At 55.3% G+C, this 26,748-nt stretch carries 25 protein-coding genes; 6 read left to right on the top strand and 19 right to left on the bottom strand.

All coding sequences use genetic code 11. The annotated features are described in order from the left end of the window. Window positions 1-170: 170 nt before the first annotated feature. Genes hemG through pepQ form a run of 4 tightly spaced genes read right to left on the bottom strand, consistent with a single transcriptional unit; the run spans window position 171 to window position 4,152 of the window. Window positions 171-704 carry a menaquinone-dependent protoporphyrinogen IX dehydrogenase gene (hemG, locus tag MUU47_RS01505; protein ID WP_159761700.1) on the bottom strand — a complete coding sequence of 178 codons (534 nt, stop codon included), beginning with the start codon at window positions 702-704 and terminating at the stop codon, window positions 171-173. A gap of 11 nt (window positions 705-715) precedes the next feature. After that, window positions 716-2,167: a Trk system potassium transporter TrkH gene (gene trkH / locus MUU47_RS01500; protein ID WP_159776774.1), complete on the bottom strand. Its 1,452-nt coding sequence runs from the start codon at window positions 2,165-2,167 to the stop codon at window positions 716-718. A 39-nt stretch (window positions 2,168-2,206) separates the two neighbouring features. Next, window positions 2,207-2,821 carry an IMPACT family protein gene (locus MUU47_RS01495; RefSeq protein WP_258986330.1) on the bottom strand — a complete coding sequence of 205 codons (615 nt, stop codon included), beginning with the start codon at window positions 2,819-2,821 and terminating at the stop codon, window positions 2,207-2,209. After that, a complete protein-coding gene (pepQ, locus tag MUU47_RS01490; RefSeq protein ID WP_258986329.1) occupies window positions 2,821-4,152 on the bottom strand; it encodes a Xaa-Pro dipeptidase in 1,332 nt (443 codons plus the stop codon). Before pepQ ends, MUU47_RS01495 begins: the two co-directional genes overlap by 1 nt. A gap of 189 nt (window positions 4,153-4,341) precedes the next feature. Between pepQ and fadB the strand changes: the two genes are divergently transcribed. Then, window positions 4,342-6,531 carry a fatty acid oxidation complex subunit alpha FadB gene (fadB, locus tag MUU47_RS01485; protein ID WP_258986328.1) on the top strand — a complete coding sequence of 730 codons (2,190 nt, stop codon included), beginning with the start codon at window positions 4,342-4,344 and terminating at the stop codon, window positions 6,529-6,531. A gap of 9 nt (window positions 6,532-6,540) precedes the next feature. Beyond that, window positions 6,541-7,704: an acetyl-CoA C-acyltransferase FadA gene (fadA, locus tag MUU47_RS01480; RefSeq protein WP_159776771.1), complete on the top strand. Its 1,164-nt coding sequence runs from the start codon at window positions 6,541-6,543 to the stop codon at window positions 7,702-7,704. A 70-nt stretch (window positions 7,705-7,774) separates the two neighbouring features. Here fadA and fre read toward each other — a convergent pair whose 3' ends face one another. Continuing rightward, complete coding sequence (gene fre, locus MUU47_RS01475; RefSeq protein ID WP_258966937.1) at window positions 7,775-8,476, bottom strand: NAD(P)H-flavin reductase; 702 nt, start codon at window positions 8,474-8,476, stop codon at window positions 7,775-7,777. Between the two features lie 48 nt (window positions 8,477-8,524). Further along, window positions 8,525-10,021 (bottom strand): 4-hydroxy-3-polyprenylbenzoate decarboxylase, encoded by a 1,497-nt coding sequence (ubiD, locus tag MUU47_RS01470; protein WP_374684475.1) that lies wholly within the window; start codon window positions 10,019-10,021, stop codon window positions 8,525-8,527. A gap of 160 nt (window positions 10,022-10,181) precedes the next feature. Here ubiD and rfaH point away from each other — a divergent pair, with 160 nt between their 5' ends. Then, window positions 10,182-10,670, top strand: coding sequence for a transcription/translation regulatory transformer protein RfaH (rfaH, locus tag MUU47_RS01465; protein ID WP_110512086.1), 489 nt, complete (start codon window positions 10,182-10,184; stop codon window positions 10,668-10,670). Window positions 10,671-10,672: 2 nt separating this feature from the next. Here rfaH and tatD read toward each other — a convergent pair whose 3' ends face one another. The 9 genes from tatD to udp all read right to left on the bottom strand — a co-directional run bounded on the left by tatD (window position 10,673) and on the right by udp (window position 18,733). Further along, window positions 10,673-11,455, bottom strand: a complete 783-nt coding sequence (gene tatD / locus MUU47_RS01460) for a 3'-5' ssDNA/RNA exonuclease TatD (protein ID WP_258986327.1) — start codon at window positions 11,453-11,455, stop codon at window positions 10,673-10,675. 164 nt (window positions 11,456-11,619) lie between these two features. After that, complete coding sequence (tatC, locus tag MUU47_RS01455) at window positions 11,620-12,396, bottom strand: Sec-independent protein translocase subunit TatC (protein ID WP_258986326.1); 777 nt, start codon at window positions 12,394-12,396, stop codon at window positions 11,620-11,622. 2 nt (window positions 12,397-12,398) lie between these two features. Continuing rightward, a complete protein-coding gene (tatB, locus tag MUU47_RS01450; RefSeq protein ID WP_258986325.1) occupies window positions 12,399-12,950 on the bottom strand; it encodes a Sec-independent protein translocase protein TatB in 552 nt (183 codons plus the stop codon). Between the two features lie 3 nt (window positions 12,951-12,953). Next, window positions 12,954-13,217 (bottom strand): Sec-independent protein translocase subunit TatA, encoded by a 264-nt coding sequence (gene tatA, locus MUU47_RS01445; protein WP_110512090.1) that lies wholly within the window; start codon window positions 13,215-13,217, stop codon window positions 12,954-12,956. 76 nt (window positions 13,218-13,293) lie between these two features. Then, window positions 13,294-14,934: a ubiquinone biosynthesis regulatory protein kinase UbiB gene (gene ubiB / locus MUU47_RS01440; protein ID WP_258986324.1), complete on the bottom strand. Its 1,641-nt coding sequence runs from the start codon at window positions 14,932-14,934 to the stop codon at window positions 13,294-13,296. Continuing rightward, the gene (ubiJ, locus tag MUU47_RS01435; protein WP_258986322.1) at window positions 14,931-15,536 is read right to left on the bottom strand and encodes a ubiquinone biosynthesis protein UbiJ; all 606 of its coding nucleotides are present in this window, start codon (window positions 15,534-15,536) and stop codon (window positions 14,931-14,933) included. The genes ubiB and ubiJ overlap by 4 nt, the downstream gene beginning before the upstream one ends. A 12-nt stretch (window positions 15,537-15,548) precedes the next feature. After that, a complete protein-coding gene (gene ubiE, locus MUU47_RS01430) occupies window positions 15,549-16,304 on the bottom strand; it encodes a bifunctional demethylmenaquinone methyltransferase/2-methoxy-6-polyprenyl-1,4-benzoquinol methylase UbiE (protein WP_159776764.1) in 756 nt (251 codons plus the stop codon). A gap of 66 nt (window positions 16,305-16,370) precedes the next feature. Beyond that, window positions 16,371-17,822 (bottom strand): DNA recombination protein RmuC, encoded by a 1,452-nt coding sequence (rmuC, locus tag MUU47_RS01425; protein ID WP_374684474.1) that lies wholly within the window; start codon window positions 17,820-17,822, stop codon window positions 16,371-16,373. 149 nt (window positions 17,823-17,971) lie between these two features. Next, the gene (udp, locus tag MUU47_RS01420) at window positions 17,972-18,733 is read right to left on the bottom strand and encodes a uridine phosphorylase (RefSeq protein ID WP_258986320.1); all 762 of its coding nucleotides are present in this window, start codon (window positions 18,731-18,733) and stop codon (window positions 17,972-17,974) included. Between the two features lie 254 nt (window positions 18,734-18,987). On the opposite strand from udp, the gene MUU47_RS01415 reads away from it, so the two are divergent. Beyond that, window positions 18,988-19,797, top strand: coding sequence for a dienelactone hydrolase family protein (locus tag MUU47_RS01415; protein WP_258986319.1), 810 nt, complete (start codon window positions 18,988-18,990; stop codon window positions 19,795-19,797). Window positions 19,798-19,843: 46 nt separating this feature from the next. Here MUU47_RS01415 and MUU47_RS01410 read toward each other — a convergent pair whose 3' ends face one another. Beyond that, window positions 19,844-20,299, bottom strand: a complete 456-nt coding sequence (locus MUU47_RS01410; RefSeq protein WP_258986318.1) for a hypothetical protein — start codon at window positions 20,297-20,299, stop codon at window positions 19,844-19,846. Between the two features lie 423 nt (window positions 20,300-20,722). Then, window positions 20,723-22,984 carry a 5-methyltetrahydropteroyltriglutamate--homocysteine S-methyltransferase gene (metE, locus tag MUU47_RS01405; RefSeq protein ID WP_258986316.1) on the bottom strand — a complete coding sequence of 754 codons (2,262 nt, stop codon included), beginning with the start codon at window positions 22,982-22,984 and terminating at the stop codon, window positions 20,723-20,725. Between the two features lie 229 nt (window positions 22,985-23,213). On the opposite strand from metE, the gene metR reads away from it, so the two are divergent. Continuing rightward, on the top strand, window positions 23,214-24,167 hold the full coding sequence (gene metR / locus MUU47_RS01400) for an HTH-type transcriptional regulator MetR (protein ID WP_258986314.1): 954 nt from the start codon (window positions 23,214-23,216) through the stop codon (window positions 24,165-24,167). Here the strand turns inward: metR and MUU47_RS01395 are convergent. Beyond that, a complete protein-coding gene (locus MUU47_RS01395; protein WP_258986313.1) occupies window positions 24,055-24,954 on the bottom strand; it encodes a carboxylate/amino acid/amine transporter in 900 nt (299 codons plus the stop codon). The two genes, metR and MUU47_RS01395, sit on opposite strands and share 113 nt — an antisense overlap. A gap of 194 nt (window positions 24,955-25,148) precedes the next feature. Here MUU47_RS01395 and MUU47_RS01390 point away from each other — a divergent pair, with 194 nt between their 5' ends. Then, window positions 25,149-25,949, top strand: a complete 801-nt coding sequence (locus MUU47_RS01390) for an EAL domain-containing protein (protein WP_258986311.1) — start codon at window positions 25,149-25,151, stop codon at window positions 25,947-25,949. Here MUU47_RS01390 and yigL read toward each other — a convergent pair. Continuing rightward, complete coding sequence (gene yigL / locus MUU47_RS01385) at window positions 25,936-26,742, bottom strand: sugar/pyridoxal phosphate phosphatase YigL (RefSeq protein WP_258986310.1); 807 nt, start codon at window positions 26,740-26,742, stop codon at window positions 25,936-25,938. The two genes, MUU47_RS01390 and yigL, sit on opposite strands and share 14 nt — an antisense overlap. Window positions 26,743-26,748: the final 6 nt, after the last annotated feature.

Below are 26,748 nucleotides of genomic sequence, written 5' to 3'. Positions count from 1 at the left end.
CGCTTTTCTCTGTCAGGATTTCCTGGGAAACCCTTCTGACCCGGCGGCTAGCGTGCCGTTGTTCCGTGTCAGTGGAGGCGCATTATAGGGAGTTCTGACGAGACGGCAAGTATAAATTTGAAAAAAATTTCCGACCGCTCAAAATCCAGGCTTTGCGCCGTTTTTACGTTCTATTTGCGCACAAGTTGCGCGATTTCGTGGGCGAAATGGGCCACCTGCTGCCAATCGGTGTACACCACTTCTTTACTGGTATCCGTTTCTCCGCCCGTCATCTTCATAATGAGGCGAATCATAATACGGTCATACCAGTTATAACGTGGATAACGCAGCGCACCGGCGAAAACGGCGCTGAGGTCAGGCTGCCACGGCGAGTCCAACAAGAACTTGCGAGTATAGCTGTTGGTCTGCGGGGTACGCTTCTCTGGCTTACGCGCCACCAGGTTTACGGAATAGAACGCACTCGGCAGCTGCTTCAGTGCCTGCTGGTGCTTTTTCACAAAGCTATCCAGCGTCGAGTGGAAATGGCCGTAACGAATCGAGGCTCCAATCACCACCCCGTCATACTCTTCCCATGCAACAGTCTCTGCCCGGTGCAGGTTAACGACATCGACATCGAAAGCCTGCTCTTTCAATTCAGAGGCTAATGACGCGGCAATCTCACGCGTTTGCCCATCCCGAGTAGAAAAGAGAATCAAAATTTTCACAAACGCTCCTGTTATTCGCGCCAGAAAGTCGGTGTGAACAACACCAACAGGGTAAAGACTTCCAGACGACCAAACAGCATGTTGGCGATCAGGATCCATTTCGCGACCGGATTCATGCTGGCAAAGTTATCTGCCACCACGCCCAGCCCCGGACCGAGGTTATTCAGCGTAGCCACCACAGAGGCAAAAGCCGAGAAGTCATCCACGCCGGTCGCAATGATGGCCAACATGCTAACAATAAAGACCAGCGCATAAGCGGAGAAGAACCCCCACACCGCTTCGAGAATACGTTCCGGCAGCGCACGGTTACCCAGCTTGATGCTGTAAACCGCATTAGGATGCACCAGACGTTTTAGCTCACGGTTCCCCTGCTTAAACAGCAACAGGATACGGATAACCTTCAGACCACCGCCGGTAGAACCCGCACAGCCGCCAATAAATGCAGAACAGAGCAGCAGCACAGGCAGGAAAAGTGGCCAGCGTGCAATGCTGTCCGTGGTGAAGCCCGCAGTGGTCGCCATCGATACCACCTGGAAAAAGGCCTGGTTGAGCGTCGTCAGCGCCGAGGTATACACATCGTGAAGCATCAGCACCAGCGTACAGATGACCACTAGCGTCAGCTGCACACCAATGAACATGCGGAATTCCGGGTCACGCCAGTACACCTTCAGATTGCGACCGCTTAATAAAGAGAAGTGCAGGCCGTAGTTACAGCCTGAGATAAGCAAGAAGATGGCAATAATGGTGTTGATGGTCGGACTGTTGAAATAGCCGACGCTGGCGTCATGTGTTGAAAAACCACCAATCGCAATTGTCGAGAAGCTGTGTCCGATGGCATCAAAGGCAGGCATCCCGGCGAACCAGAGCGCCAGCGCACAGGCCACCGTCAGTAATACATAAATGAGCCACAGGGTTTTCGCCGTTTCGGCAATGCGTGGCCGCATCTTATTGTCTTTCAGCGGCCCCGGCATTTCAGCCCGATAGAGCTGCATCCCACCAACGCCCAGAATTGGCAGGATAGCCACCGCGAGTACAATTATCCCCATCCCGCCAAACCACTGCAGCATCTGGCGATAAAAGAGGATGGCATGAGGGAGTGAGTCCAGGCCCACCAGCGTGGTCGCGCCGGTCGTGGTCAGCCCGGAGAACGATTCAAAGAATGCATCCGTGATGGTCAGATTCGGCTGTTCCGAGAAGATAAACGGCAGCGCACCCACGCTACCCAGCACGGTCCAGAACAGCACCACAATCAAAAAGCCTTCGCGTGATTTCAGCTCACCCTTTTGCTTACGGTTAGGCCACCAGAGCATTGAGCCAATGGCCAGCGCCACAAAAAAGGTCTGCGTGAATGCTCGCCCCGCCCCGTCCCGGTATATCAACGCCACCAGTCCTGGAACAATCATCGTTCCCGAAAAAAGTATGACCAGCAGTCCAACGATTCGGGTAATGGCACGAAAATGCATCTCTGCCGCTTCCTTTGATAAGCAAAAAGTAGACCGGGATTATTCGCCAATCCGGCGTAATTGCAACGCACCACGGCTAAAATCAGCCAGTCTTATAGAAAAGGTCGGCAGTTCGGCCTGCGGAAGCGCCACCCGAAGGTGCACCACGGCCTGATAATCACTGTCGACGATTTTGCCGGAGAATTGCGCCAACAGGCTTTCAACACCCGAAAGCTGGCCGTACTCACATTGCAAAGTATATTCGGTCAACGGCGTCTTGCGCTGCGTTGTCAATTCAGCCAGCGCCTGATGCACGCCGCCGCCGTAGGCTTTCACCAGGCCACCCGTGCCCAGTAAGACCCCACCGTAGTAGCGAACCACCACGGCGGTGATTTCTCCAACGCCGCTGCCCATCAGCTGTGCGAGCATCGGCTTGCCCGCCGTGCCCGCCGGTTCACCGTCGTCGGAAAAACCAAGCTTTTGCGAATCGTCAGGTGCCCCGGCAACCCACGCCACGCAATGGTGGCGCGCATCCGGGTGTTCCGTTCTGACCGATTCGACAAACGCCTTCGCCGCTTCCACGCCGTCGGTATGCGCGAGTAACGTAATAAAGCGGCTCTTTTTGATCTCGTCGACCACACTCACCGGAGACGCCGGGATCAGCCAACTGTCCATCAGGCCAGCTTCAGATCTCGGGTCATGTTTTCGAGGCTGTTCTCATGAATAACCACGTTATCTTCGATACGCACCCCACCGAACGGCTTCATGGCCTCAATCTTCTGCCAGTTGAAGTGCTTGCTGTACTGCCCTTCACGCCACGGCGCCAACAGCGATTCGATGAAATAGATACCCGGCTCGATGGTCAACACCATACGCGGTTGCAGAATGCGGGTGCAGCGAAGGTAAGGATATTTCGACGGCGCAGCAAGGTGCGTGCCTTTATCATCCTGCATAAAGCCAGCGACATCATGAACCTGCAGGCCCAGCGGGTGGCCGAGACCATGTGGCATAAATGGCCCGGTCAGGTCATTTTCCACCATCGCCTCTTCGCTGATGTCGGTCACCAGCTGATGCTTACGCAGCAGCTTCGCGATGCGCTGATGGAACTGAATATGGTAGTCCACGTAGCTCACGCCCGCTTTCAGGGTGTCGATCAGCGCCAGCTGTTCAGTGGTCACGTCTTTAATCAGCTGCGCAAATTCGGTATCTGGATTTCCGGCCCAGGTACGGGTCAAATCGGCGGCATAACCGTTGTACTCAGCGCCTGCATCAAGCAGGAAGCTGCGCATTTCAGATGGCGCGCGGTGATCCAGTTTGGTGTAGTGCAGCACTGACGCATGTTCATTCAGCGCCACGATATTGCTGTAAGGCACATCGGTATCACGATGACCGGTAGCGGTCAGGTACGCGAGGTTAATATCGAACTCGCTCATGCCGGACAGGAACGCTTCCTGCGCTGCCTGATGACCATTCACCGCCATTTTCTGCGCTTCACGCATGCAGGAAAGTTCGTAGTCTGTTTTGTATGAGCGATAATAATGCAGGTAATCAATCACCCCTTTCGGGTTGATATTGTCGGCGGTAATGTCCAGCCCCAACGCTCGTTCAGCCACCGGGCCGATGTACGCAATATTGCCGCGCGCAGCAGGCAGTTGGCTTCCAATGCCATCTGCTTTTGGCAGCGCAATCACGTCTACGTCTTCGGTCCAGAAAGAGGTCGGCAGCGGTTCTACGTTGTGCCAATAATCTACCGGCAGATAGAACCATAGCTTGGGTTTATTGACGCCATCCACCAGCAGCCAGCAGTTTGGCACCTGCGTCACAGGCACCCAGGCCTTAAACTGTGGGTTTACTTTGAACGGGTATGGATGATCGTCAAGGAAGACATTGAACAGCTCGCCGGAATGAATCAACAGCGCATCGAGCTTAAAGCGGTCCAGTACGTCGCGAGTGCGTTCCTGCAACGTAGCAATATGATTTTTATAGAGTGTAGCCAGTGATTCCATGTTTTACCCTTCTGTCTTTTTGACCCTAATTCCCCGCATCTTAGCACATCGGTTTCACCCTGCGCGATTTCTGCCAAGCGTGATCCAGACGTCATTTTCTTAAAGAGTAATTTGCATTTTATTAACATAAAATCCACACTCCGTCTCATCTGGTAAGACCAGTAACCGTACTGGATTCAGGAGACTGACATGCTCTACAAAGGCGACACCCTGTACCTCGACTGGCTGGAAAATGGCATTGCCGAACTGGTGTTCGATGCCCCCGGCTCGGTCAACAAGCTTGATACCGCAACCGTAGCCAGCCTCGGCCAGGCGCTGGACGTCCTCGAAAAACAGCCTGATCTCAAAGGCCTGCTGCTGCGCTCTGAAAAAGCCGCTTTTATTGTCGGCGCAGACATCACCGAATTCCTGTCACTGTTCCAGGTTCCGCCTGAACAGCTCAGCCAGTGGCTGACTTTCGCCAACAGCGTCTTTTGCCGCCTGGAAGATTTGCCGGTACCTACCCTTTCCGCGGTAAACGGTTACGCGCTGGGTGGTGGCTGCGAATGCGTACTGGCGACCGACTATCGCCTGGCAACACCTGACCTGCGTATCGGTCTGCCAGAAACCAAACTCGGCATCATGCCGGGCTTCGGCGGTTCCGTTCGTTTGCCGCGTTTGCTCGGGGCCGATAGCGCCCTGGAAATTATTGCCGCCGGGAAGGATGTCGGCGCCGAAGAAGCGCTCAAGCTCGGTCTGGTCGATGGTATCGTGAAGCCAGAAAAACTGCGCGAAGGGGCACTCGCGATTCTGCGTCAGGCCATCAGTGGCGACTTAGACTGGAAAGCCAAACGCCAGCCGAAGCTTGACCCGCTGAAACTCAGCAAAATTGAAGCCACCATGAGCTTCACTATCGCCAAAGGCATGGTGATGCAAACGGCGGGCAAACACTATCCGGCACCGATCACCGCCGTCAAAACCATTGAAGCCGCGTCACGCTTAGGCCGTGACCAGGCGCTGGTGCTTGAAAATCAGAGCTTTGTACCGCTCGCCCATTCTAATGAGGCCCGTGCGCTGGTCGGGATTTTCCTGAACGATCAGTTTGTAAAAGGTCAGGCGAAGAAACTGACCAAAAACGTCGACACCCCGAAACAGGCCGCCGTACTCGGTGCCGGGATCATGGGTGGCGGTATTGCTTACCAGTCCGCCTGGAAAGGCGTGCCGGTTATCATGAAGGATATCAATGACAAATCGTTGACCCTCGGGATGAACGAAGCCGCCAAGCTGCTGAATAAACAGCTGGAGCGTGGAAAAATCAACGGCCTGAAACTGGCGAACGTCATTTCTACTATTCACCCGACGCTCGATTACGCTGGCTTTGAACGCGTCGACGTCGTGGTTGAAGCGGTCGTTGAAAATCCGAAAGTGAAAAAAGCGGTGCTGGCAGAAACCGAAGAGCACGTTCGGCCTGATGCAGTGCTGGCGTCAAACACCTCGACGATTCCTATCAGTGAACTGGCCAGCGTCCTGAAGCGTCCGCAAAACTTCTGCGGTATGCACTTCTTTAACCCGGTGCACCGCATGCCACTGGTTGAAGTTATCCGCGGCGAGCAAACGTCCGACGAGACCATAGCGAAAGTGGTCGCCTGGGCGAGCAAAATGGGTAAAACGCCTATCGTGGTCAACGACTGCCCAGGCTTCTTCGTGAACCGAGTACTGTTCCCTTACTTCGCCGGTTTCAGCCAGCTACTGCGTGACGGCGCCGACTTCCACAAAGTCGACAAAGTCATGGAAAAAGTCTTCGGTTGGCCAATGGGCCCGGCGTATCTGCTGGACGTGGTCGGCATTGATACCGCACATCACGCTCAGGCGGTGATGGCAGCCGGTTTCCCACAGCGTATGCAAAAAGATTACCGCGACGCCATTGATGTCCTGTTTGATGCCAGCCGCTACGGCCAGAAAAACGGCCTCGGTTTCTGGCGTTATAAAGAAGACAGCAAAGGTAAGCCGAAGAAAGAAGAAGACCCGGCGGTTGAAGCGCTGCTGGCAGACGTCAGTCAGGCGAAACATGACTTCAGCGACGACGAGATTATCGCCCGTATGATGATCCCAATGGTCAACGAAGTGGTCCGCTGCCTTGAAGAAGGCATTATCGCAAGCCCGGCAGAAGCCGATATGGCCCTGGTTTACGGCCTTGGCTTCCCTCCGTTCCACGGCGGCGCATTCCGCTGGCTGGATACGCTCGGCAGTGCGAAGTACTTCGACATGGCGCAGCAGTATCAGCATCTCGGCCCACTATATGAAGTGCCGGAAGGCTTACGCAGCAAAGCACGTCACAACGAAGCATATTATCCACCGGTTGAGCCTGCCCGTCCGGTGGGTGAGCTGAAAACGGCTTAAGGAGTCACAATGGAACAGGTTGTCATTGTCGATGCAATTCGTACCCCGATGGGCCGTTCAAAAGGCGGCGCATTCCGTAACGTGCGGGCGGAAGATCTCTCCGCCCATCTGATGCGTAGTCTGCTGGCCCGCAATCCGGCACTGGATCCTGCCGCGCTCGACGATATTTACTGGGGCTGTGTGCAGCAAACGCTGGAGCAGGGTTTCAACATTGCCCGCAACGCGTCGCTGCTGGCAGAAATTCCGCATAGCGTTCCGGCGGTCACTGTGAACCGTCTTTGCGGTTCATCCATGCAGGCGTTGCATGATGCAGCGCGCATGATCATGACCGGCGATGCGCAGGCATGCCTGGTCGGCGGCGTGGAACACATGGGCCACGTGCCAATGAGCCACGGCGTTGATTTCCATCCCGGGATGGGCCGCAGCGTAGCGAAAGCCGCAGGCATGATGGGTCTGACCGCAGAAATGCTGTCTCGCATTCATGGCATCAGCCGTGAAATGCAGGATGCGTTTGCCGCGCGTTCCCACGCTCGTGCCTGGGCAGCGACTCAGTCCGGTGCGTTTAAAAATGAAATCATCCCAACCGGCGGTCACGATGCCGATGGCGTGCTGAAGCAATTTACCTGGGACGAAGTGATCCGCCCGGAAACCACCGTTGAAGCGCTGGCCGCTCTGCGCCCGGCATTCGATCCGGTGACTGGCACGGTAACCGCGGGCACCTCCTCGGCGTTGTCCGATGGTGCCGCGGCAATGCTGGTCATGAGCGAAAGCCGCGCCCGCGAACTGGGGCTGAAAGCACGCGCCCGCGTCCGTTCAATGGCCGTTGTCGGCTGCGATCCGTCGATCATGGGTTATGGCCCGGTTCCGGCGTCTAAACTGGCGCTGAAAAAAGCCGGACTGTCGGCCAGCGATATCGACCTGTTTGAAATGAATGAAGCGTTCGCCGCGCAGATCCTGCCGTGCATTAAAGATCTGGGGCTGATGGAACAGATTGACGAGAAGATCAACCTCAACGGCGGCGCGATCGCCCTTGGTCACCCGTTAGGTTGTTCAGGCGCGCGCATCACCACCACCCTTTTGAACCTGATGGAACGCAAAGACGTCCAGTTTGGTCTGGCAACGATGTGTATCGGTCTGGGTCAGGGAATTGCGACGGTGATTGAGCGGGTCTGACAAACAAAAGCCGGGGCAATGCCCCGGCCTATAGCGTTGCCGTTTTTCCCGCCTGTCAGGGGCGGGTTTTTTAGATAAACGAAAACGCATCGCCGAAGAGGCGATCTTCACGGGCACCACGCTCATTACAGAACAGGTCACGGGCGATTTTCGCCATCTCGAAACGACCGGCAATGTAAATGTCATGCTCTACCAACGTGCCGTAATCCTGCAATACCGCCGTCAGAACGGTACCTGAACGACCACGCCAGCCCTCTTCCGGCTGCTCCACCACCGGCTCAACGCGCAGATTCGGGTGCGTCACCGTCAGCGCTTCCAGCTCGGACAAGTCATACAGATGCTTCTCTTCACGTCCGCCCCAGTAAATCGCGATGTCACGATTCGGGTTCTGCGCCAGCGCGGTCAGTAAAATAGAACGCACATAGGAGAAGCCGGTCCCACCGGCGATCAGCACCAGCGGACGCTGATCATCTTCGCGCAGCCACGCTTCACCATGAGGAATATCAACCACAACCTCACGCTCTTTGAGAATTCGGTCCATTACTGCCATCGCGTACAGATTCAGCTCGGACGCGCCGATATGCAGCTCAATACTGTTCTGCTCGGCAGGCGTAGACGCCATCGAGAACGGACGCTTATCACGCTCGTCCATTACCACCATCAGATACTGGCCCGCGCGGAAGGAAAAGGCCGCTTCCGGTTCTAAACGAACGCGGTATACCGTGTCGGTAATGGCATCTACCGAAGTGACTTTACAGCTTAAGGTTGTCATGCGCTCCCTCTGGGTCTGCATACTTTTTTTAATGTCTAACGGCGCGCGTCAGGCGCTTTTACCGTCATTAAAGATGGCCAACTCATCCCAAATAGCGTCAATTCGCGCCGTCACTTCAGGATCTTTTTTAATCGGACGTCCCCACTCGCGTTGGGTTTCACCGGGCCATTTGTTCGTGGCATCCAGCCCCATTTTCGAACCTAAACCGGAAACCGGTGAGGCGAAGTCCAGATAATCAATCGGCGTATTTTCGACCAGCACCGTATCACGGGCCGGGTCCATACGCGTGGTGATAGCCCAGATAACGTCGTTCCAGTCACGGGCGTTAACGTCGTCATCGCAGACAATCACAAATTTGGTGTACATAAACTGGCGCAGGAATGACCACACGCCCATCATCACGCGCTTGGCGTGTCCGGCATACTGTTTTTTCATCGTCACGACGGCCAGGCGATAAGAACACCCTTCCGGCGGCAGATAGAAGTCGACGATTTCCGGGAACTGCTTTTGCAAAATGGGCACGAACACTTCATTCAGCGCCACGCCCAGCACCGCCGGTTCATCTGGCGGACGGCCGGTGTAGGTCGAATGATAAATCGCATCTTCGCGCTGGGTCACGTGGGTTACGGTAAACACCGGGAAGCTGTCGACTTCATTGTAGTAACCGGTGTGATCGCCATACGGACCTTCTGGCGCCATTTCACCCGCCTCGATATACCCTTCCAGCACGATTTCCGCACTCGCCGGGACTTCAAGGTCGTTCGACAGGCACTTCACCACTTCGGTTTTGGTGCCGCGCAGCAGTCCTGCAAAAGCGTATTCAGATAGGGTATCCGGCACTGGCGTAACGGCGGCCAAAATCGTCGCCGGATCGGCACCGAGCGCCACGGAAACCGGGAAACGTTCACCCGGATGCGCAGCGCACCACTCCTGAAAATCCAGAGCGCCGCCGCGATGGGAAAGCCAGCGCATGATAAGTTTGTTTTTGCCGATCAGCTGCTGACGATAAATCCCGAGATTCTGCCGCTCTTTGTGCGGCCCGCGAGTCACGGTTAAACCCCAGGTGATCAGCGGCGCAGCATCTTCCGGCCAGCAGGTCATGACAGGAATTCGGTTTAAATCGACGTCATTGCCCTGGGTCACTTTTTGCTGGCAAGGCGCACCGCGCAGACGTTTGGTCGGCATGTTCAGCACTTGCTTAAACTGCGGCAGCTTGTCGTACAGATCGCGGAAGCCTTTTGGTGGCTCCGGCTCTTTCAGGAACGCCAGCAATTTCCCCACTTCACGCAATGCGGTCACGTCTTCCTGCCCCATGCCCATCGCCACGCGCTTAGGCGTACCGAACAGGTTGCACAGCACGGGCATATCGTATCCCTTAGGATTTTCGAACAGCAACGCCGGGCCACCCGCACGCAAAGTGCGATCGGCAATCTCGGTCATTTCAAGGAAGGGATCGACCGGCAGGGAGATGCGTTTAAGCTCGCCCTGTTGTTCCAGCTGTGTCAAAAAGTCGCGCAAATCGTGGTATTTCATGGGGTCAGTCATGGCCTCTTTGTAAGCGCCTCATTATACGGCGTTCAGCCGCTGGATGCTGTAATTTTGTTAAATTAGCGTGAAGTTCTGGGCCACATAAGAGGCAACAATCCCTTTCGCTATCGCGCCTGGCTTTTGATATGCTTTCCTGAGAATGTCGAGAAGAGTCATTATGCAAGCCTGGTATTTACTGTACTGCAAACGTGGGCAACTTCAGCGTGCCCAGGAACATCTTGAACGCCAGGCGGTCAACTGCCTGATGCCTACTATTGCGTTGGAAAAAATCGTACGCGGGAAACGCACAACCGTGGATGAACCCCTGTTTCCAAACTACCTGTTCGTCGAGTTTGACCCGGAAGTCATTCACACCACAACCATTAACGCGACGCGCGGCGTCAGCCACTTCGTACGCTTTGGTGCGCAGCCCGCCATGGTGCCTTCCGATGTGATTCACCAGCTTTCCATTCACACGCCGGAAGGGATTACCGATCCGGACACGCCCTATTCGGGTGACGGCGTGGTGATAACCGAAGGGGCTTTCGAAGGGCTGGAAGCGATTTTCACCGAGCCCGACGGCGAAGCCCGTTCCATGCTGCTCCTCAACCTGCTGAACAAGCAAGTTTTACAGAGCGTGAAAAACACCGACTTCCGCAAAATCTGAATTCAAAACGCTATCCCAAACAGCGCTTTTACGTTGCGATCGGTGGCATCTGAAAGCGCCTGTGCATCTTCGCCACGCCAGTGCGCAATGCGTTCCAGAATGTGAGACAGATGCGCAGGTTCGTTGCGACGCGATGACGGCTTTGGCGACAAATCACGCGGCAGCAGCCATGGCGCGTCGGTTTCAACCAGTAGACGATCCGCCGGGATAAACGGTAATAGCTCACGCAGTTCCAGCCCACGACGTTCATCGCATACCCAGCCCGTAATGCCGATATACAGCCCGTGCGCGAGGCATTCATCAAGCTCTTCCCGCGTACCGGTAAAACAGTGCAACACGGTACCAGGCAGCTTGTCGAGCCACGGTTTGAGCAGGGTGATAAAGCGTTCGTGGGCATCACGACAGTGCAGAAACACCGGCATATTCAGTTCAGCGGCCAGCGCCAGCTGCGCACTAAACGCGGTTTCCTGCTCCTGCGGCGTTGAGAAATTGCGATTAAAATCGAGGCCGCATTCACCCACCGCAACCACTTCCGGCTGCTGCGCCAGACGACGGATGGCATCGGCCACGTCCGGCGTCCAATGGCTGCTATCGTGGGGATGAACGCCCGCAGTAGACCAGCAGCGGGCATAGTGTTGCGCCATCTGCTGGGCTGCTGCGCTTTCTTCCAGATTGGTGCCGGTAATCAGCATCCCGTCCAGGCCGGTGGAAAACGCGCGGGATACCACCTCATCGCGATCGCGGGAAAACTGAGAGCTGGTGAGGTTAACGCCAATATCAAACATGGTGACTCCCATATCCCCTAAATAATTCGAGTTGCAGGAAGGCGGCAAGCCTGAGAATCCCCAGGAGCTTACATCAGTAAGTGACTGGGGTGAGCAGGCGCAGCTAACGCACATGCAACTTGAAGTATGACGGGGATAAGATAACCGCCCTTTCGGGCGGCTGATTACTCTTCTTTCTCGGCAGCATCTTCTTCCGCTGCGGCGTCATCGTCACGCGACATTCGCTTACCCGTGTAGAAACGGGCGAAGAAGACCCCCACTTCGAACAGGCAGTACATCGGAATGGCGAGCAGCGTTTGCGAGAACACGTCCGGCGGTGTCAGCAACATGCCAATAACGAAAGCCGCGACCAGAACGTACGGCCGCTTTTTGCGCAGGTCATCCGGCGTGGTAACGCCAACCCAGCACAGCAGAACGATGGCCACCGGGACTTCAAACGACACGCCAAAGGCCATAAACAGCGCCATCACAAAATCGAGGTAGCTGCGGATATCCGTCGAGACCTGTACACCGATCGGCGCGGTATGCGTCAGGAAACCAAACGCCAGCGGGAACACCACGAAGTAGGCGAAGGCCATACCGATATAGAACAGCAGCGTGCTGGATACCAGTAGCGGCACCACCAGACGACGCTCGTGTTTATAGAGCGCCGGGGCGATGAAAGCCCAGACCTGATAGAGGATTACCGGTGCCGACAGGATAACCGAGACCATAAAGGTCAGCTTAATCGGCGTGAAGAATGGCGACGCCACATCGGTGGCAATCATGGTTGCACCGGCAGGCATTTGCTTAATCAGCGGCGAGGCCACCAGATGGTATATGTCGTTGGCGAAATAGACCAACGCCAGGAAAATCACGAATACCGCGATGATGCAGTTGATGAGGCGCTTACGCAGCTCAATCAAATGTGTGATCAGCGGTTGAGTCTGTTCTACGCCCATGTTTACGGTTTATCGCTGGTTGCAGGGGATGATTCAGAAGCCGGAGCGGCAGCAGCCACCGGCGCTTTCATCTTCTCCTCAGAAACAACAGTTTCCGGGACTTTATCGATGGTTTCAGCAGAAACGGCAGGCGCTTGTACTTCAGCACTGGCCTGATGTTCAGGCGTAACCGGCGTGACACCTTCGCGCTGTGCTTCGCTACCTTTCACCACCGGATTATGGATGGTATTGGCTTCGTCGCTGGTGCGTTCAGGATCGTGCTGGGTGTAGGAACGCTTCATGGATTCTGCCGCATCACGCAGCTCGTCCATGGATTCCTTCAGCTCCGGCGAGAGATTGCCCAGACTCGCCTTCTCTACTTTCTTCAGGCTATCCTGAAACTCCTGGAGTTTAAGCTCCTGGGCCAGTTCGTTTTGCACGGTGGTTGCCAGCGAGCGAATCGCCCGGATCCAGCCAGCCACCGTTTTTACTGCCACCGGCAAACGTTTTGGCCCGAGAACAATCAGGCCAATCACGAATACCAGAATCAGTTCACTGAAACCAATGTCGAACACGAATTACACCTGCTCTTTATCGTGGCGTTTTGCGTCGTCTTTGCTGGCGTCATCCTGCTTTTCAGACAGTGATTTCGCTGGGAAATCGGCGTCTTCAGCGGATGTCTCTTTCTTTTCCTGTTTGTCGTCTTCATCACCCATGGCTTTTTTAAAGCCCTTGATAGACGCACCCAGGTCAGATCCCAGTGAGCTCAGCTTTTTCGTCCCGAAAAGCAGAACCACGATAACGACGACAATCAACAACTGCCAAATACTGATACCACCCATACATGTTCCTCTGTGTCAGATGATAGTGAATTCACTGACGTGTAGCTTACACGCCTTCGTCTTAATGATGCAAAAATCAGCGACCTTTAAACCAGCCAGCTACCCAGGACAGGACGCCAGCGCCCATAAGCCAGGCAGGCTGTAATCCGAGGTCCGGACGGGTAATCAACAACAGGGTTCCGCTAAGCATGAATACGGCACCCACGCCGAACAGATAACGGGATTGCCCCCGTCGGGTATGACCGGACTCCATGTCGCGGGCGATTTTATCAATGCTTCGCTGGAGACTTTTGCCCTGGCGCAAACTGTCGTAAATCAGTTCCGGCATTTCCGGCATTTTTTCGATCCAGAACGGCGCTTTTTCTTTAAACGCACGCACCAGCGCCGGAAGGCCGACCTGATCTTTGATCCATGACTCAAGGAAAGGTTTCGCTGTCTTCCATAAGTCTAACTGAGGATAGAGCTGACGGCCTACACCCTCAACGTAAAGTAGTGTTTTCTGAAGTAAAACAAGCTGCGGCTGAACTTCCATATTAAAGCGGCGCGCGGTGTTAAACAGATTCAGCAGAACATGGCCGAAAGAGATCTCCGCCAGCGGTTTCTCGAAGATAGGTTCACACACCGTGCGAATCGCAAATTCAAACTCTTCAACGTTAGTGTCCGGCGGTACCCAACCAGAATCCACGTGCAGCTCCGCCACTTTGCGGTAATCACGATTAAAGAAAGCGATAAAGTTTTCAGCCAGATAGCGCTTATCTTCCTTGTTCAGCGAGCCGACAATCCCGCAGTCGATGCCGATATACTTCGGATCTTCCGGGTGTTCGTAGCTGACAAAAATATTGCCGGGGTGCATATCGGCATGGAAGAAGCTGTCGCGGAAAACCTGAGTGAAGAACACCTGCACGCCGCGTTCGGCAAGCAGTTTCATGTTGGTATTCTGCTTTTCCAGGGTCTCAATATCTGACACCGGAATGCCATAAATGCGCTCCATCACCAGCATATCTTCACGACAATAGTCGGAATAGACCTCCGGGACGTAGAGCATCGGGCTGTCTTCAAAATTGCGGCGCAGCTGGATGGCGTTGGCGGCTTCGCGCAGCAAATTCAGCTCATCAAGCAGCGTTTTTTCATATTCGCGCACCACTTCCTGCGGACGCAGACGGCGGCCATCGGGCAGTAAACGCGGCACCCAACGTGCGAGACGGTAAATCAGTTTCATGTCCGCTTTGATAATCGGCAGAATATCCGGGCGGATAACCTTGATGACCACCTCTTTGCCGTTTTCTTTCAGACGCGCCGTGTGCACCTGGGCGATAGAAGCGGACGCCAGTGGCTCAACGCTGAAATCATCGAACCAGCTATCAACAGGAATATCACCCATCGATTTTTCGATTTGCTGCTGCGCGAGTTTGCCGTCAAACGGCGCAACGCGGTCCTGCAACATGGCCAGCTGATCGGCGATTTGAAGCGGAAAAAGATCACGACGGGTAGAAAGCATTTGGCCGAATTTAATCCAGACCGGGCCGAGCTCCTGTAAGGCAAGGCGTAAACGCTCGCCTAGCGGCAGGTCTTTGTGCCGATTTGGCATCCAGAACAACATCCGCCGCCCGAGTCGAAGCGGCAGGGTGATTCGCATTTTGGGAATGAGCTCATCAAGCCCGTAACTCAAAAAGGTGTGGATGATAAAATACAGGCGCCGAATTTCCCCTGGCGTCATTTCCCCTCCAGTTTTTCCAGCCGTTTGGTTAATGCCTCAACGGCGCGCGCAACTGCGTCGCTCTCTTCGGCAAACCAGGCCACTTCCAGCGAGCCGGGCGCCATGCGCCACTCTTCGGTAATGACTTCAGACACATAACGCTGCTGACGTTGCAGCCCGCGTTGCAGGAATTTCGCGCCGCCGCGCAGCACTTTACTGACGCCTTCCGCCGCGATATCGCCGGTATACGGCGCCAACAGTTCAGCAGGATCAAATTCCGCCAAATCCGCCAGCGCGACAACGTTTTGCACCACCTGCAGGTCGCCCAGCACGTCGAGGTCGCCCGAACGAATCAGGGTGGTTAACTGCTGACGGTTGCGTAACTGCGGCAACACGCTAAGGCGGGTACTTACCGTGCAATCCGCCTCGCCTTCCCACGCGCCCAGCACGTCAATCTGCTGCTCGCTAAAGGCCAGCACCAGCGGCGATGTGAACTCTTTCAGCTCAACGCGCAGCACCTTGCCCAGCAGACGCTGACGGGCAGGTTTTAACGCGCGCTCACGCCATAAAAAGGTATTGAGCGCACCTTCAATGCCCGCGGTGACTAAAGGTTGAAAAGGCATGGCGTACTCCTGTCAGAACTTATAACCGCGATGCAGCGCGACGATACCCGCCGTCAGATTGTAGTAATCCACGCTGTCAAAACCGGCATCCTGCATCATCGCTTTCAGGGTGTCCTGATCGGGGTGCATACGGATGGATTCCGCCAGATAGCGGTAGCTCTCACCGTCTTTTGCGACCATCTCTCCCACACGCGGCAGCACGTGGAATGAGTAAGCGTCGTAGGCTTTGCTCAGTGGATCGAGAATGGGTTTGGAGAATTCCAGAACCAGCAGACGTCCGCCCGGCTTCAGCACGCGGTACATCGAGCGCAGCGCTTTTTCTTTATCGGTGACGTTACGCAGGCCAAAGGAGATGGTGATGCAGTCAAAGGTATTGTCCGGGAAGGGCAGCGCTTCTGCGTTTGCCTGAACGTATTCCACGTTCCCGACCACGCCGATATTACGCAGCTTTTCGCGGCCCATTTTGAGCATTGATTCGTTGATATCAGCCAGTACGACGCTGCCGGTTTCGCCAACCAGACGGGAGAATTTCGCCGTCAGGTCGCCGGTGCCTCCGGCTAAATCCAGCACTTTTTGCCCGCGACGAACGCCGCTGCAGTCAATGGTAAAGCGCTTCCACAAGCGATGGATACCAAACGACATCAGGTCGTTCATGACATCATACTTAGCGGCAACAGAATGGAATACATGCGCCACCATGTCCTCTTTCTGCGATTTGGCTACAGTCTGGAAGCCAAAGTGCGTCGTTTCTTGTGAATCCTCAACCATCTCAATGTCTGCCTATCAAGAAAATGTTCTGCGAGTGTAACAGATTGGGCGCATTTCCCCTATGCCTCAACCGCGCTGAGAAACGCGAGAAAGCTCAGTTTCAGAAGGTTCGTCAGAGGTCGAGACGCGCGCTTCGTTTTCATCAAATGGGCTGTCGTCGAGCGCAAAATTCGCCTCCTGCTCGGTGGCTTGCTCCACCAAATCGGGGTTAATTTCTCGTTTCACCTCAACACCTAAGCCACGGAATGATTCGGCCTGCGCCAGAAGATTTCCGCGACCGGATGCGAGTTTTTTCATTGCCTGGCGATAGTTGTCCTGCGCTTTATCCAACCCCTGCCCAATAGCAGACATATCATCAACAAACAGGCGCATTTTGTCGTACAGACGACTGGCGCGATCGGCTATCTGCTGGGCATTGCGGCTCTGGTGCTCGTAGCGCCAGAGATTGGCAATGGTGCGCAAGGCCACCAGCAGCGTGGTCGGGCTGACCAGCATAATATTGTTTTTCAGCGCTTCGGTAATGAGCTCTGGCTGTCGGTCGAGGGCCAACAAAAATGCGGGTTCAACAGGAATGAACATCAGCACGTAGTCCAGAGAACGCAGGCCCGGTAGCTGTTGATAATCTTTGCGGCCCAACAGGCGAATATGGTTTCGCACCGAGGCAATATGCTCCTGCAGCGCGGCTTCGCGGGTGTAATCATCGTCGGCGTTGAAGTATCGCTCGTAGGCCACAAGGGTCATTTTGGCGTCGATCACCACGTCTTTACCCTGCGGCAGACGGACGATCACATCGGGCTGCATACGGGCGCGGGTGTCGGTTTCGATACTGACCTGGGTCTGGTATTCATGGCCTTCGCGCAGGCCAGAGGCTTCCAGCACGCGGGTGAGCACCACTTCTCCCCAGTTGCCCTGAGTTTTGTTATCGCCTTTTAGCGCCTTAGTCAGGTTGACCGCTTCCTGGGTCATCTGCGCATTCAGCTGCTGCAGATTACGAATTTCATGGGCCAGCGTGTGCCGCTCCTGCGCCTCTTTACCGAAACTGTCCTGCACCTGACGACGAAAGCCGTCGAGCTGCTCGCGCAGCGGCGTCAGCAGGCCGTGCAGGCTCTGGCGGTTCTGTTCATCCACCCGGCGATTGCTGTGCTCAAAAATACGGTTGGCGAGGTTTTCAAACTGCTCGCTCAGACGCTGCTCGCTGTTCACCATCTGGCGAATTTTGTCTTCCGCGTGCAGCTGTGTGGATTCCAGGCGGGTGCTGACTTCGCGCAGATCGGCTTCCAGCGAGGTGTTAATTTCCCGCAGGCTGCGCAGCTCGTTATTCAGCAGTTCACACTCGCTGCGCCAATGGGCATTTTGCGCCAGCTGCTGCTTCGCCGCGTTGAGTTCAATGTCGAGCTCATGCCGCTCTTCAATGAAATCGGCACGCAGCCGGTCGGCATGGGATTTACTGGCTAACCAGCCAAACGCCACCCCGACAACCAGTGCTGCCACTGCGCTTAATATGATTGAGATGTCCACCCTTCCCCCTGCTTCAACAACTTATCGGCACAACAGAATCTTATTGTTAAGTGTGCTGTATAAATGTCCAGCTGAAAAGGGTTTTCCTGCGAGGATGTACGCAAAATAAAAAAGGCCGAACGCGTCGGCCTTTTTCGTCGTGAAGGGAATTACAGCAGGCGGCGTGCCGCTTCGACCACGATTTTCACCGCGTGGCTTTCGGTTTTCTTCATGGTTTCCGCGTTCGGGATTTCTTGCTGGGTGCGGTTGACAATGACGCCCGCAACCATACCCGCGCGCAAGCCCTGGCTGGAACACATGGTCAGCAGGGTGGCAGATTCCATTTCATAGTTCATCACGCCCATCGACTGCCACTCTTCCATCGAACCTTTATAACGGTTAACGACGCGGCCGGAGAAGGTGTCGTAGCGTTCCTGGCCTGGGTAGAAGGTGTCGGAAGAGGCGGTTACACCGATATGCGTTGTGGCGCCGACAGATTTAGCCGCGTCCACCAGTGCGGTGGTACAGGCGAAATCAGCGACAGCTGGGTATTCCATCGGCGCGAAATGCAGGCTTGCGCCGTCAAGACGTACGGATGCGGTGGTCACCAGCACATCACCGACGCTGATGTTTGGCTGAATTGCGCCGGTGGTGCCCACGCGCAGGAAAGTACGAATGCCCAGTTGGGCCAGTTCTTCAACCGCGATAGAGGTGGATGGGCCACCGATACCGGTGGAACACACGATGACCGCTTTGCCATCCAGCTCTGCACGCCAGGAGGTGAATTCACGATGTGATGCCAGCTTAACCGGCTTGTCCATCAGCGCGGCGATCTTTTCCACACGCTCCGGATCGCCCGGGACGATAGCGAGCGTTGCCCCTTGTAAATCGTTCTTGGTGAGGCCGAGATGAAAAACATCAGACGTAGACATAAAAAACTCCTCTCTGGGTCGAGTTGTCAGCAGAAGCAAAAACGCACTTTACCGAAGCTTTGGACACATTTTAGTGACATCAGTCACTATGAATGAAAAAGTTTGCATTGAATTTCTTATAAAAAGTGATTTACATCACATTAACAAGTGATAACGATAACCACTGCACATAAGATAGCCGTTTTCTGGCACTGTGAATTGTTAACCTGCGGGCTATATTTACCTTTGCGCTAATGGATGGGACGGAGAATGCCATGACCAACAAACAACCCGGCTTTGCACCGGCTGCAGAACCGCACGCATCAACCTCAATTCTGACACCTGAAGACGCCATCATCGCGGGTGAAACCTCTATTCCGTCGCAGGGTGAAAATATGCCTGCGTTTCACGCTCGCCCGAAAAATGCCGATGGCCCGTTGCCGGTCGTGATTGTGGTGCAAGAAATTTTCGGCGTGCATGAGCATATTCGCGATATTTGCCGACGTCTGGCCGTAGAAGGCTATCTGGCGATCGCGCCGGAACTCTATTTCCGTCAGGGCGATCCGAATGATTATGCCGATATCCCCACGCTGTTCAGTGGCCTGGTCTCGAAAGTGCCGGATGCCCAGGTGCTGGCCGATCTCGATCACGTTGCCAGCTGGGCTTCACGTAACGGCGGCGACGCCAGTCGTCTGCTGGTCACCGGTTTCTGCTGGGGTGGACGTATCGCGTGGCTGTACGCTGCGCATAATCCGCAGTTGAAAGCAGCGGTGGCGTGGTACGGAAAACTGGTGGGCGAAAAATCGATAAATTCGCCGAAGCATCCGGTCGATATCGCTATCGATTTAACCTCGCCGGTGCTGGGTCTGTACGGCGGGCAGGATACGGGTATTTCGTTAGAGAGCGTGGACACCATGCGTCAGGCATTACGGGCGGCAAACGCCAAAGCCGATATTATTGTTTACCCTGATGCCGGACACGCATTTAACGCCGACTATCGCTCGAGCTATCACGAAGAGTCCGCCAAAGATGGCTGGCAGCGTATGCTGGCGTGGTTTGCGCAGTACGGCGGGAAGAAGGGATAACGATTTTCAGACTGCCCGGCAACGCTGCCGGGCAAATGCCAACGAATTATTGTTTGACGATCAACGGCGCTTTCAACTGATCCACCAGCAAATACACCAGATCGTGCAGTAAACCCACCAGATCCTGAGCGTTTCGCGCCAGAAGCGTGTTCCCGCTCAACGCCAGGGTTAATGCCTGCGCATAATCCAGCATAAATTCTGAATCCTCCCAGCACTCCGGTACGCTGGATAGCGGCGCTGTTTGCGTCGTCAGTTGACGGACTATCCACTCGGGTAAATCTTCTACACAGCGTTGGCGCAGTACCGTGAGTGCGTGCGCTAAACGCCCACACAGTGCCTGCCGATAATATTCATCTTCACATTCCACCATTACGCTAACGAACGTGGCGCAGAGATCGGCGGCAGTCAATAGATCAGCAGAGCCGGACAGCGGAATATCGAGGACTTCCTGGATTTCTTGCAGATCGTCTTCAGAGAGAGTTGGACTTGAAAAAGTAGTCATAAGGTAGCTTCCATGTATGTATTGGAGAAGCCACCACTGGAGTTCCTACACTCACAGGTGGTGACGCTGACGGGGGTAGGAATACCGGCATACATGGACCCGGCCAACCTTTCGGTTGCCCCGCCAGCGTCACCAGAGAGTTTACTGTGATGTGCGTTGGCCTGACACATAAAATATGCATCATCATGCAGATACACGGGTTCCTACGCCCGGCTGCGGGATTGACCGCAACGTCATAACCTTACGAACATCATGGTTATAAAGATAGCGGTTTTACGCGTTGCATCCGAGTTGCTTTCCGTTTTGCGAGCACGTTTCAGAAAAAAAGGCCCGGCAGCGTTTCCGCCTGCCAGACCTACAGTCCTGCTCACTCTATTGATTTTGTAGGCCTGGTAAGCATCGCGCCACCAGGCAGCCCGGCACTTAAGCCTGACGCAAATTCTGCGCGGCTTTCACCATGTTCGCCAGTGCGGCACGGGTTTCTGGCCAGCCGCGGGTTTTCAGGCCGCAGTCCGGGTTAACCCACAGACGTTCGGCCGGAATGCGCTGAGCGGCTTTCTTCAGCAGCGCTTCAATCCACTCAACGCTTGGCACGTTCGGGGAGTGAATGTCATACACGCCCGGGCCGATTTCATTCGGATATTCGAACTCTTCGAACGATTCCAGCAGCTCCATATCTGAACGCGAGGTTTCGATGGTGATAACGTCGGCATCCAGCGCGGCGATGGAATCCATGATGTCGTTAAACTCGCAGTAACACATGTGGGTATGGATCTGCGTTTCATCTTTCGCCACCGCGGCGTTGATGCGGAACGCTTCCACGCCCCACGCCAGGTATGCTTCCCAGTCGCTCTGACGCAGTGGCAGCCCTTCACGCAGCGCCGGTTCGTCAATCTGGATGATACCGATACCCGCGGCTTCCAGATCCGCCACTTCATCACGCAGCGCCAGGGCAATCTGTTTGGCGATGGTTTCGCGGGTCACGTCTTCACGCGGGAACGACCAGCACAGAATTGTCACCGGGCCCGTCAGCATGCCTTTCACCGGTTTATCGGTCAGAGACTGCGCGTATTTCGCCCACTCAACGGTGATCGCTTCCGGACGGCTGATATCGCCAATCACTACCGGCGGCTTCACGCAGCGGGAACCGTAGCTCTGTACCCAGCCATTTTGGGTGAAAACGAAACCATCCAGATGCTCGCCAAAGTATTCGACCATGTCGTTACGTTCGGCTTCGCCGTGCACCAGCACGTCCAGTCCCAGACGTTCCTGCTCAACGATGGCCTGTTTGATGTGTTCGGCTATACCGGTACGGTAGTTGCCCGCATCGAGATTGCCTTTTTTGAAGTCGAGGCGCAGGCCGCGAATTTCAGTGGTCTGCGGGAAAGAACCGATGGTGGTGGTCGGCCATGCAGGCAGATTAAAGCGTGCGCGCTGGGCCTCGGCACGTTCCGCATACGGGCGATTACGCTGGCTGTCCTGGGCGGTGATTGCTGCCAGGCGTTTTTCTACCGCGGCATTGTGTACGCGGCTTGAGTTGCGACGAGCCTGAATCGGCGCGCTCCAGTCAGCAATGGCTGCGGTGTCGCCGCTGTTGAGCGCATCACGCAGCAGGGTCAGCTCTTCACATTTTTGCAGCGCGAAGGCGAACCAGCTTTTTACTTCCGCATCGAGACGTGTTTCCACGCTCAGGTCAATTGGGCTGTGCAACAGTGAGCAAGAGGAGGCCACCCACAGCGCACGTTTGCCGACGATGTCTTTAACGTGTGCGTATTTCTCTGTGAGATCGGCCCGCCAGACGTTACGGCCATTCACCAGACCCGCAGACAACAGCCATTCGGCTGGCAGGCGGTTGTGCAGTTCAGCGACGTCATCTTTACCGTGCACCAGATCGACATGCAGACCCTGCACCGGCAGCGCAGTGATGGTGTTCAGGTTCGGCGTCACGCCTTCAAAATAGGTGGTCAGCAACAGTTTGGTTTTACCCTGCAGCGCATCGTAAGCGGGCTGGAACGCATCGAGCCACGGACGCGGCAGCTCCAGCACCAGAATCGGTTCGTCGATTTGTACCCACTCGACGCCGCGCTTTGCCAGTTCTGCCAGCACCTGCTGGTAAACCGGCAGGATATCTTTCAGCAGGCTCAGACGGTCGAACTGCTCGCCCTTCACTTTACCCAGCCACAGGTATGTCACCGGGCCAAGCAGCACCGGTTTCACGTTGTGGCCCAGCGCCAGTGCTTCGTCCACTTCATCCAGTAACTGGGTCCAGGTCAGTTTGAATTCCTGCCCTTTGCTGAACTCCGGCACCATGTAGTGATAGTTAGTGTTAAACCATTTGGTCATTTCTGCCGCCGCTGCCGGTTCGCCGGTAGGCGCCCGACCACGACCGATACGAAACAGCGTGTCGATATCCACTGAGCCGTCTTTGTTCTGATGACGAGCCGGCACGTTGCCCAGCAGCAGGCTGGTGGTCAGAACATGGTCGTACCAGGCGAAATCGCCCACTGGCAGCAGATCCACGCCAGCCTCTTTCTGCTGCTGCCAGTGACGGGTGCGCAATTCACGCCCGGTCGCCAGCAGCTCATCGCGGCTGGAATTGCCCGCCCAGTAACTTTCTTGCGCTTTCTTCAGCTCACGGCGAAGGCCGACGCGCGGGAATCCCAGGGTGTGGTTTTTGATTGTCATGGCCGTTCCTCTTTTATTAATTCTATGGATTTCAGGTCAGAGCCAGGCGGCAAGTGAGCTCATCCCCAGGAGCTTACTCAAGTAAGTGACTGGGGTGAGCGAGGGCAGCCAACACCGCTATGGCCTGAAAGACGACGAATTTGGACGTCTGGATGTTTACACATCTATAATTGGCAGGTACTGTATGATCCTCAAGCGCAATTTATTCATGCCGAAGTGAAGGACTTTCATGATCGAGATTAAACACCTGAAAACGCTACAGGCGTTGCGGAATAGCGGATCGCTCGCAGCAGCGGCAGCCATGCTGCACCAGACGCAATCCGCGCTTTCTCACCAATTCAGCGATCTGGAACAGCGCCTTGGCTTCCGGCTATTTGTCCGTAAGAGTCAGCCGCTGCGCTTTACCCCGCAGGGCGAAATTCTGCTGCAGCTTGCTAATCAGGTCCTGCCGCAGATTAGCCGTGCGCTGCAGGCCTGCAATGAACCGCAGCAGACCACGCTGCGGATAGCCATCGAGTGCCATAGCTGTATTCAGTGGCTGACGCCCGCGCTGGAAAACTTCCGTTTGAGCTGGCCGCAGGTGGAAATGGATTTCAAATCGGGGGTAACTTTCGACCCGCAGCCTGCGTTGCAGCAGGGCGGGCTGGATATCGTGCTGACCTCAGACATTCTGCCGCGCAGCGGTCTGCATTATTCGCCGATGTTTGATTATGAAGTGCGGCTGGTACTGGCCCCCGATCATCCGCTGGCCGCGAAAGCCCGTATCACGCCGGAAGATATCGCCAGCGAATCACTGTTGATTTACCCGGTGCAGCGCAGCCGACTCGATATCTGGCGTCATTTTTTACAGCCAGCAGGCGTGAGCCCCTCGCTGAAAAGCGTGGATAACACATTGTTATTGATTCAGATGGTTGCAGCCAGGATGGGCATTGCTGCCCTGCCGCATTGGGTGGTGGAGAGCTTTGAACGCCAGGGTCTGGTCGTGACCAAAACCCTGGGCGAAGGTCTGTGGAGCCGACTGTACGCTGCCGTGCGTGATGGCGAGCAGCGCCAGCCGGTCACCGAAGCGTTTATTCGCTCAACGCGGAATCACGCTTGCGATCATTTACCGTTTGTTCGGAGCGCGGAGCGACCCAATGGCGATGGACCCACAGCGAAGCCACAATCACCAACGCACCTGTAATAAAGCTCGGCCAGTGCGGCTGCTGTTGCCAGATAGCCAGGTTCACCAGCAATCCGGCAGGCACATGCATGTTATTCATGATCCCAAGCGTACCGGCGTCCACCTGCGTGGCGCCGTAGTTCCACATGAAGTAGCCCAGCCCTGAAGCCACCACGCCGAGCCACGCCAGAATGCCCCATTGCAGCGTTGTCGTCGGCAGCTTGTCCGGATTTCCGAGCATAAACCACGCCACCAGCGCCACAATGAATGCGCCAAGATAAAACCAGGCGAAGGCATTGTGCTGCGGCATCGGGTGGATTTCCATTAAGCGCTTGTAGCCCACCATCCCGATAGCAAAGCTGATATTCGATAGCTGCACCAGTAACAGCCCGGTCCAGAAATGCGTGCTGACGTGGTCATAGCGAATGATCGCCGCGCCAATCACCGCCAGCATGGCACTCAGCAGATAACCCCAGCGCAGCCTGCGTTTGCTCATCAGGTCGTAAATCAGCGTGATGTACAGCGGCGTCAGCACCGTAAACAGCAGAAATTCGGACACGGTCAGGTAGAGATACGCCCGGAACGACAGCAGATACATGACCCCAAGCTGCATCGCGCCCACCAGCATGTACATCAACAGCACTTTTAACGATTGAGCGCGCGCCCGCAAGAATGGCAGGAACACCAGCGCTGCCAGGCCCACGCGCATCAGCACGGAAAAATAGCTGTCGACGCTGCCCGCCAGATACTCGCCAATCAGGCTGAAGGAAAATGCCCACAGAACAGTGGTGATAATCAGTAACGCCACGATGAGACTCTCTCAGGATAGTTTGCGGGCATTGTAGCGGAGTATTCGGTTGACAACTGGACAAATAACAAACACTCACATTCCACAGCGGCTATTTCGCATCCCTAATTAGTCCATTACTGATAGTTATGCGTTGGAATTCGGGGAATACTGAATCTCTTCCCCCCATCAGCAGCATTTTCAGGATGGACCCTGTGACTGACGGCAATTTTATTCCTTCGATTCTTCGCCAGTTGAACGCCTCACGCGCGCGACTGAAGCAGGCTATCCACACCCGACAACTGGAAATGTGGTATCAGCCTATCGTTCTGTTGGACAGCGGCTGCGTTGTGGGAGCCGAAGCGCTGGTGCGCTGGCCACAGCCGAACGGCAAACTGCTGGCGCCGGACAGCTTCATTCCTTTTGCCCGTGAAACACAGTTGCTGAGCACGATGACGGAGTGGGTGGTTGAGCAAGTGCTTAACGATCTCGGCGCATGGCTGCGTCAGAATCCGGGTCAGTATGTTTCCATTAACGTCGAACCCGACGATCTGCAATCCACCGATCTGCTGGCGCATTTGTCGATGCTGTGTCGTGGCTACGGCGTTCGTCCGCAGCAAATCACGCTGGAAATGACGGAAAGCAGTATGGTTGACCCGGACGCCATCGCTCCGATGGTCGAGCACTATCGCCAGGCGGGACACGCCATTTATCTGGACGATTTTGGCAGTGGCTATGCGAACCTGAATTATCTCCAGGCGATGACCTTCGATATGCTCAAAATTGATAAAACGCTGGTCGATCCCTTGCCGGGGAAAAGCCTGCTACCGCAGGTTATCGCGCTGGCGCAGTCACTGTCGCTGGAGCCGCTGGCGGAAGGGGTTGAAACGCAGGCACAGGCCACGTGGCTGAAATCGCATGGTGTGAAATACGCGCAGGGCTGGTTATACAGTAAAGCCCTGACAAGCAGGGCTTTTATACACTGGAGCGAATCGCGTTGCGTTACGCCTGGTTGAGATACAGACGGCGCAGATAATGCGGTACCGCGTCATCCACGTTCGAACCAATCACTTCCAGTTCCGGATGCAAATCTTTCAGACGCTGATGCGCGTTATCCATGATGCAGCCTTTCCCCGCCATGGAGAGCATTTCAGCATCGTTCATGCCGTCGCCAAACGCGATGCAGTCCGGCAGACCGTAGCCCATCATTTTCGCGACCGCTTCCAGCGCATGTCCTTTTGAGACGCCGCCCGCCATCACTTCCAGACAGGTCAGGGTCGAGAAACTCACGTTGACGCGATCGCCCCAACGAGCGTTGATCGCCTGCTCTAATGGCAGCAGCATGTCATGATCCAGAGAGGTGAAGAACACTTTGCTGACGCCTTCGGCTTCCAGCAGGCCCGGTTCATACAGCGAATAGTTGAAAATCGCTTCCTTGAAGAAACGCATCTCTTCCGGACGATGGCGGTTCATGAACCATTCGTCGTTGCGATACACGTTGGTCACGATATCCGGATTGTTATTCACCACGCCAAACAGATCAGAAGCGATATCGCTATCGAGGTTATGGGCAAACACCAGATTGCCGTCGGTATCGTGAACGCGAGCACCGTTGGAGGTGATCATGAATGCCTTGATACCCAGGCCATCGCGGATCTGCCCAACGTCAATGTGGTGACGACCAGTCGCAAAAACGAAGTTCACCCCTTTTTCGGTCAGCAGGGTCAGCGTTTCTTTGGTGTAGGGGGACAGACGATGGTCGGGATTGAGCAGCGTACCATCTAAATCAGACGCAACAACCTGGTACATAAACGA

Origin of the sequence: Scandinavium hiltneri, from assembly GCF_024764835.1 — a bacterium.
Taxonomy (GTDB): Bacteria; Pseudomonadota; Gammaproteobacteria; order Enterobacterales; family Enterobacteriaceae; genus Scandinavium; species Scandinavium hiltneri.
The sequence above is the reverse complement of the archived record's forward strand: the minus strand, read 5'-3'. Positions and strand labels throughout refer to the sequence as shown.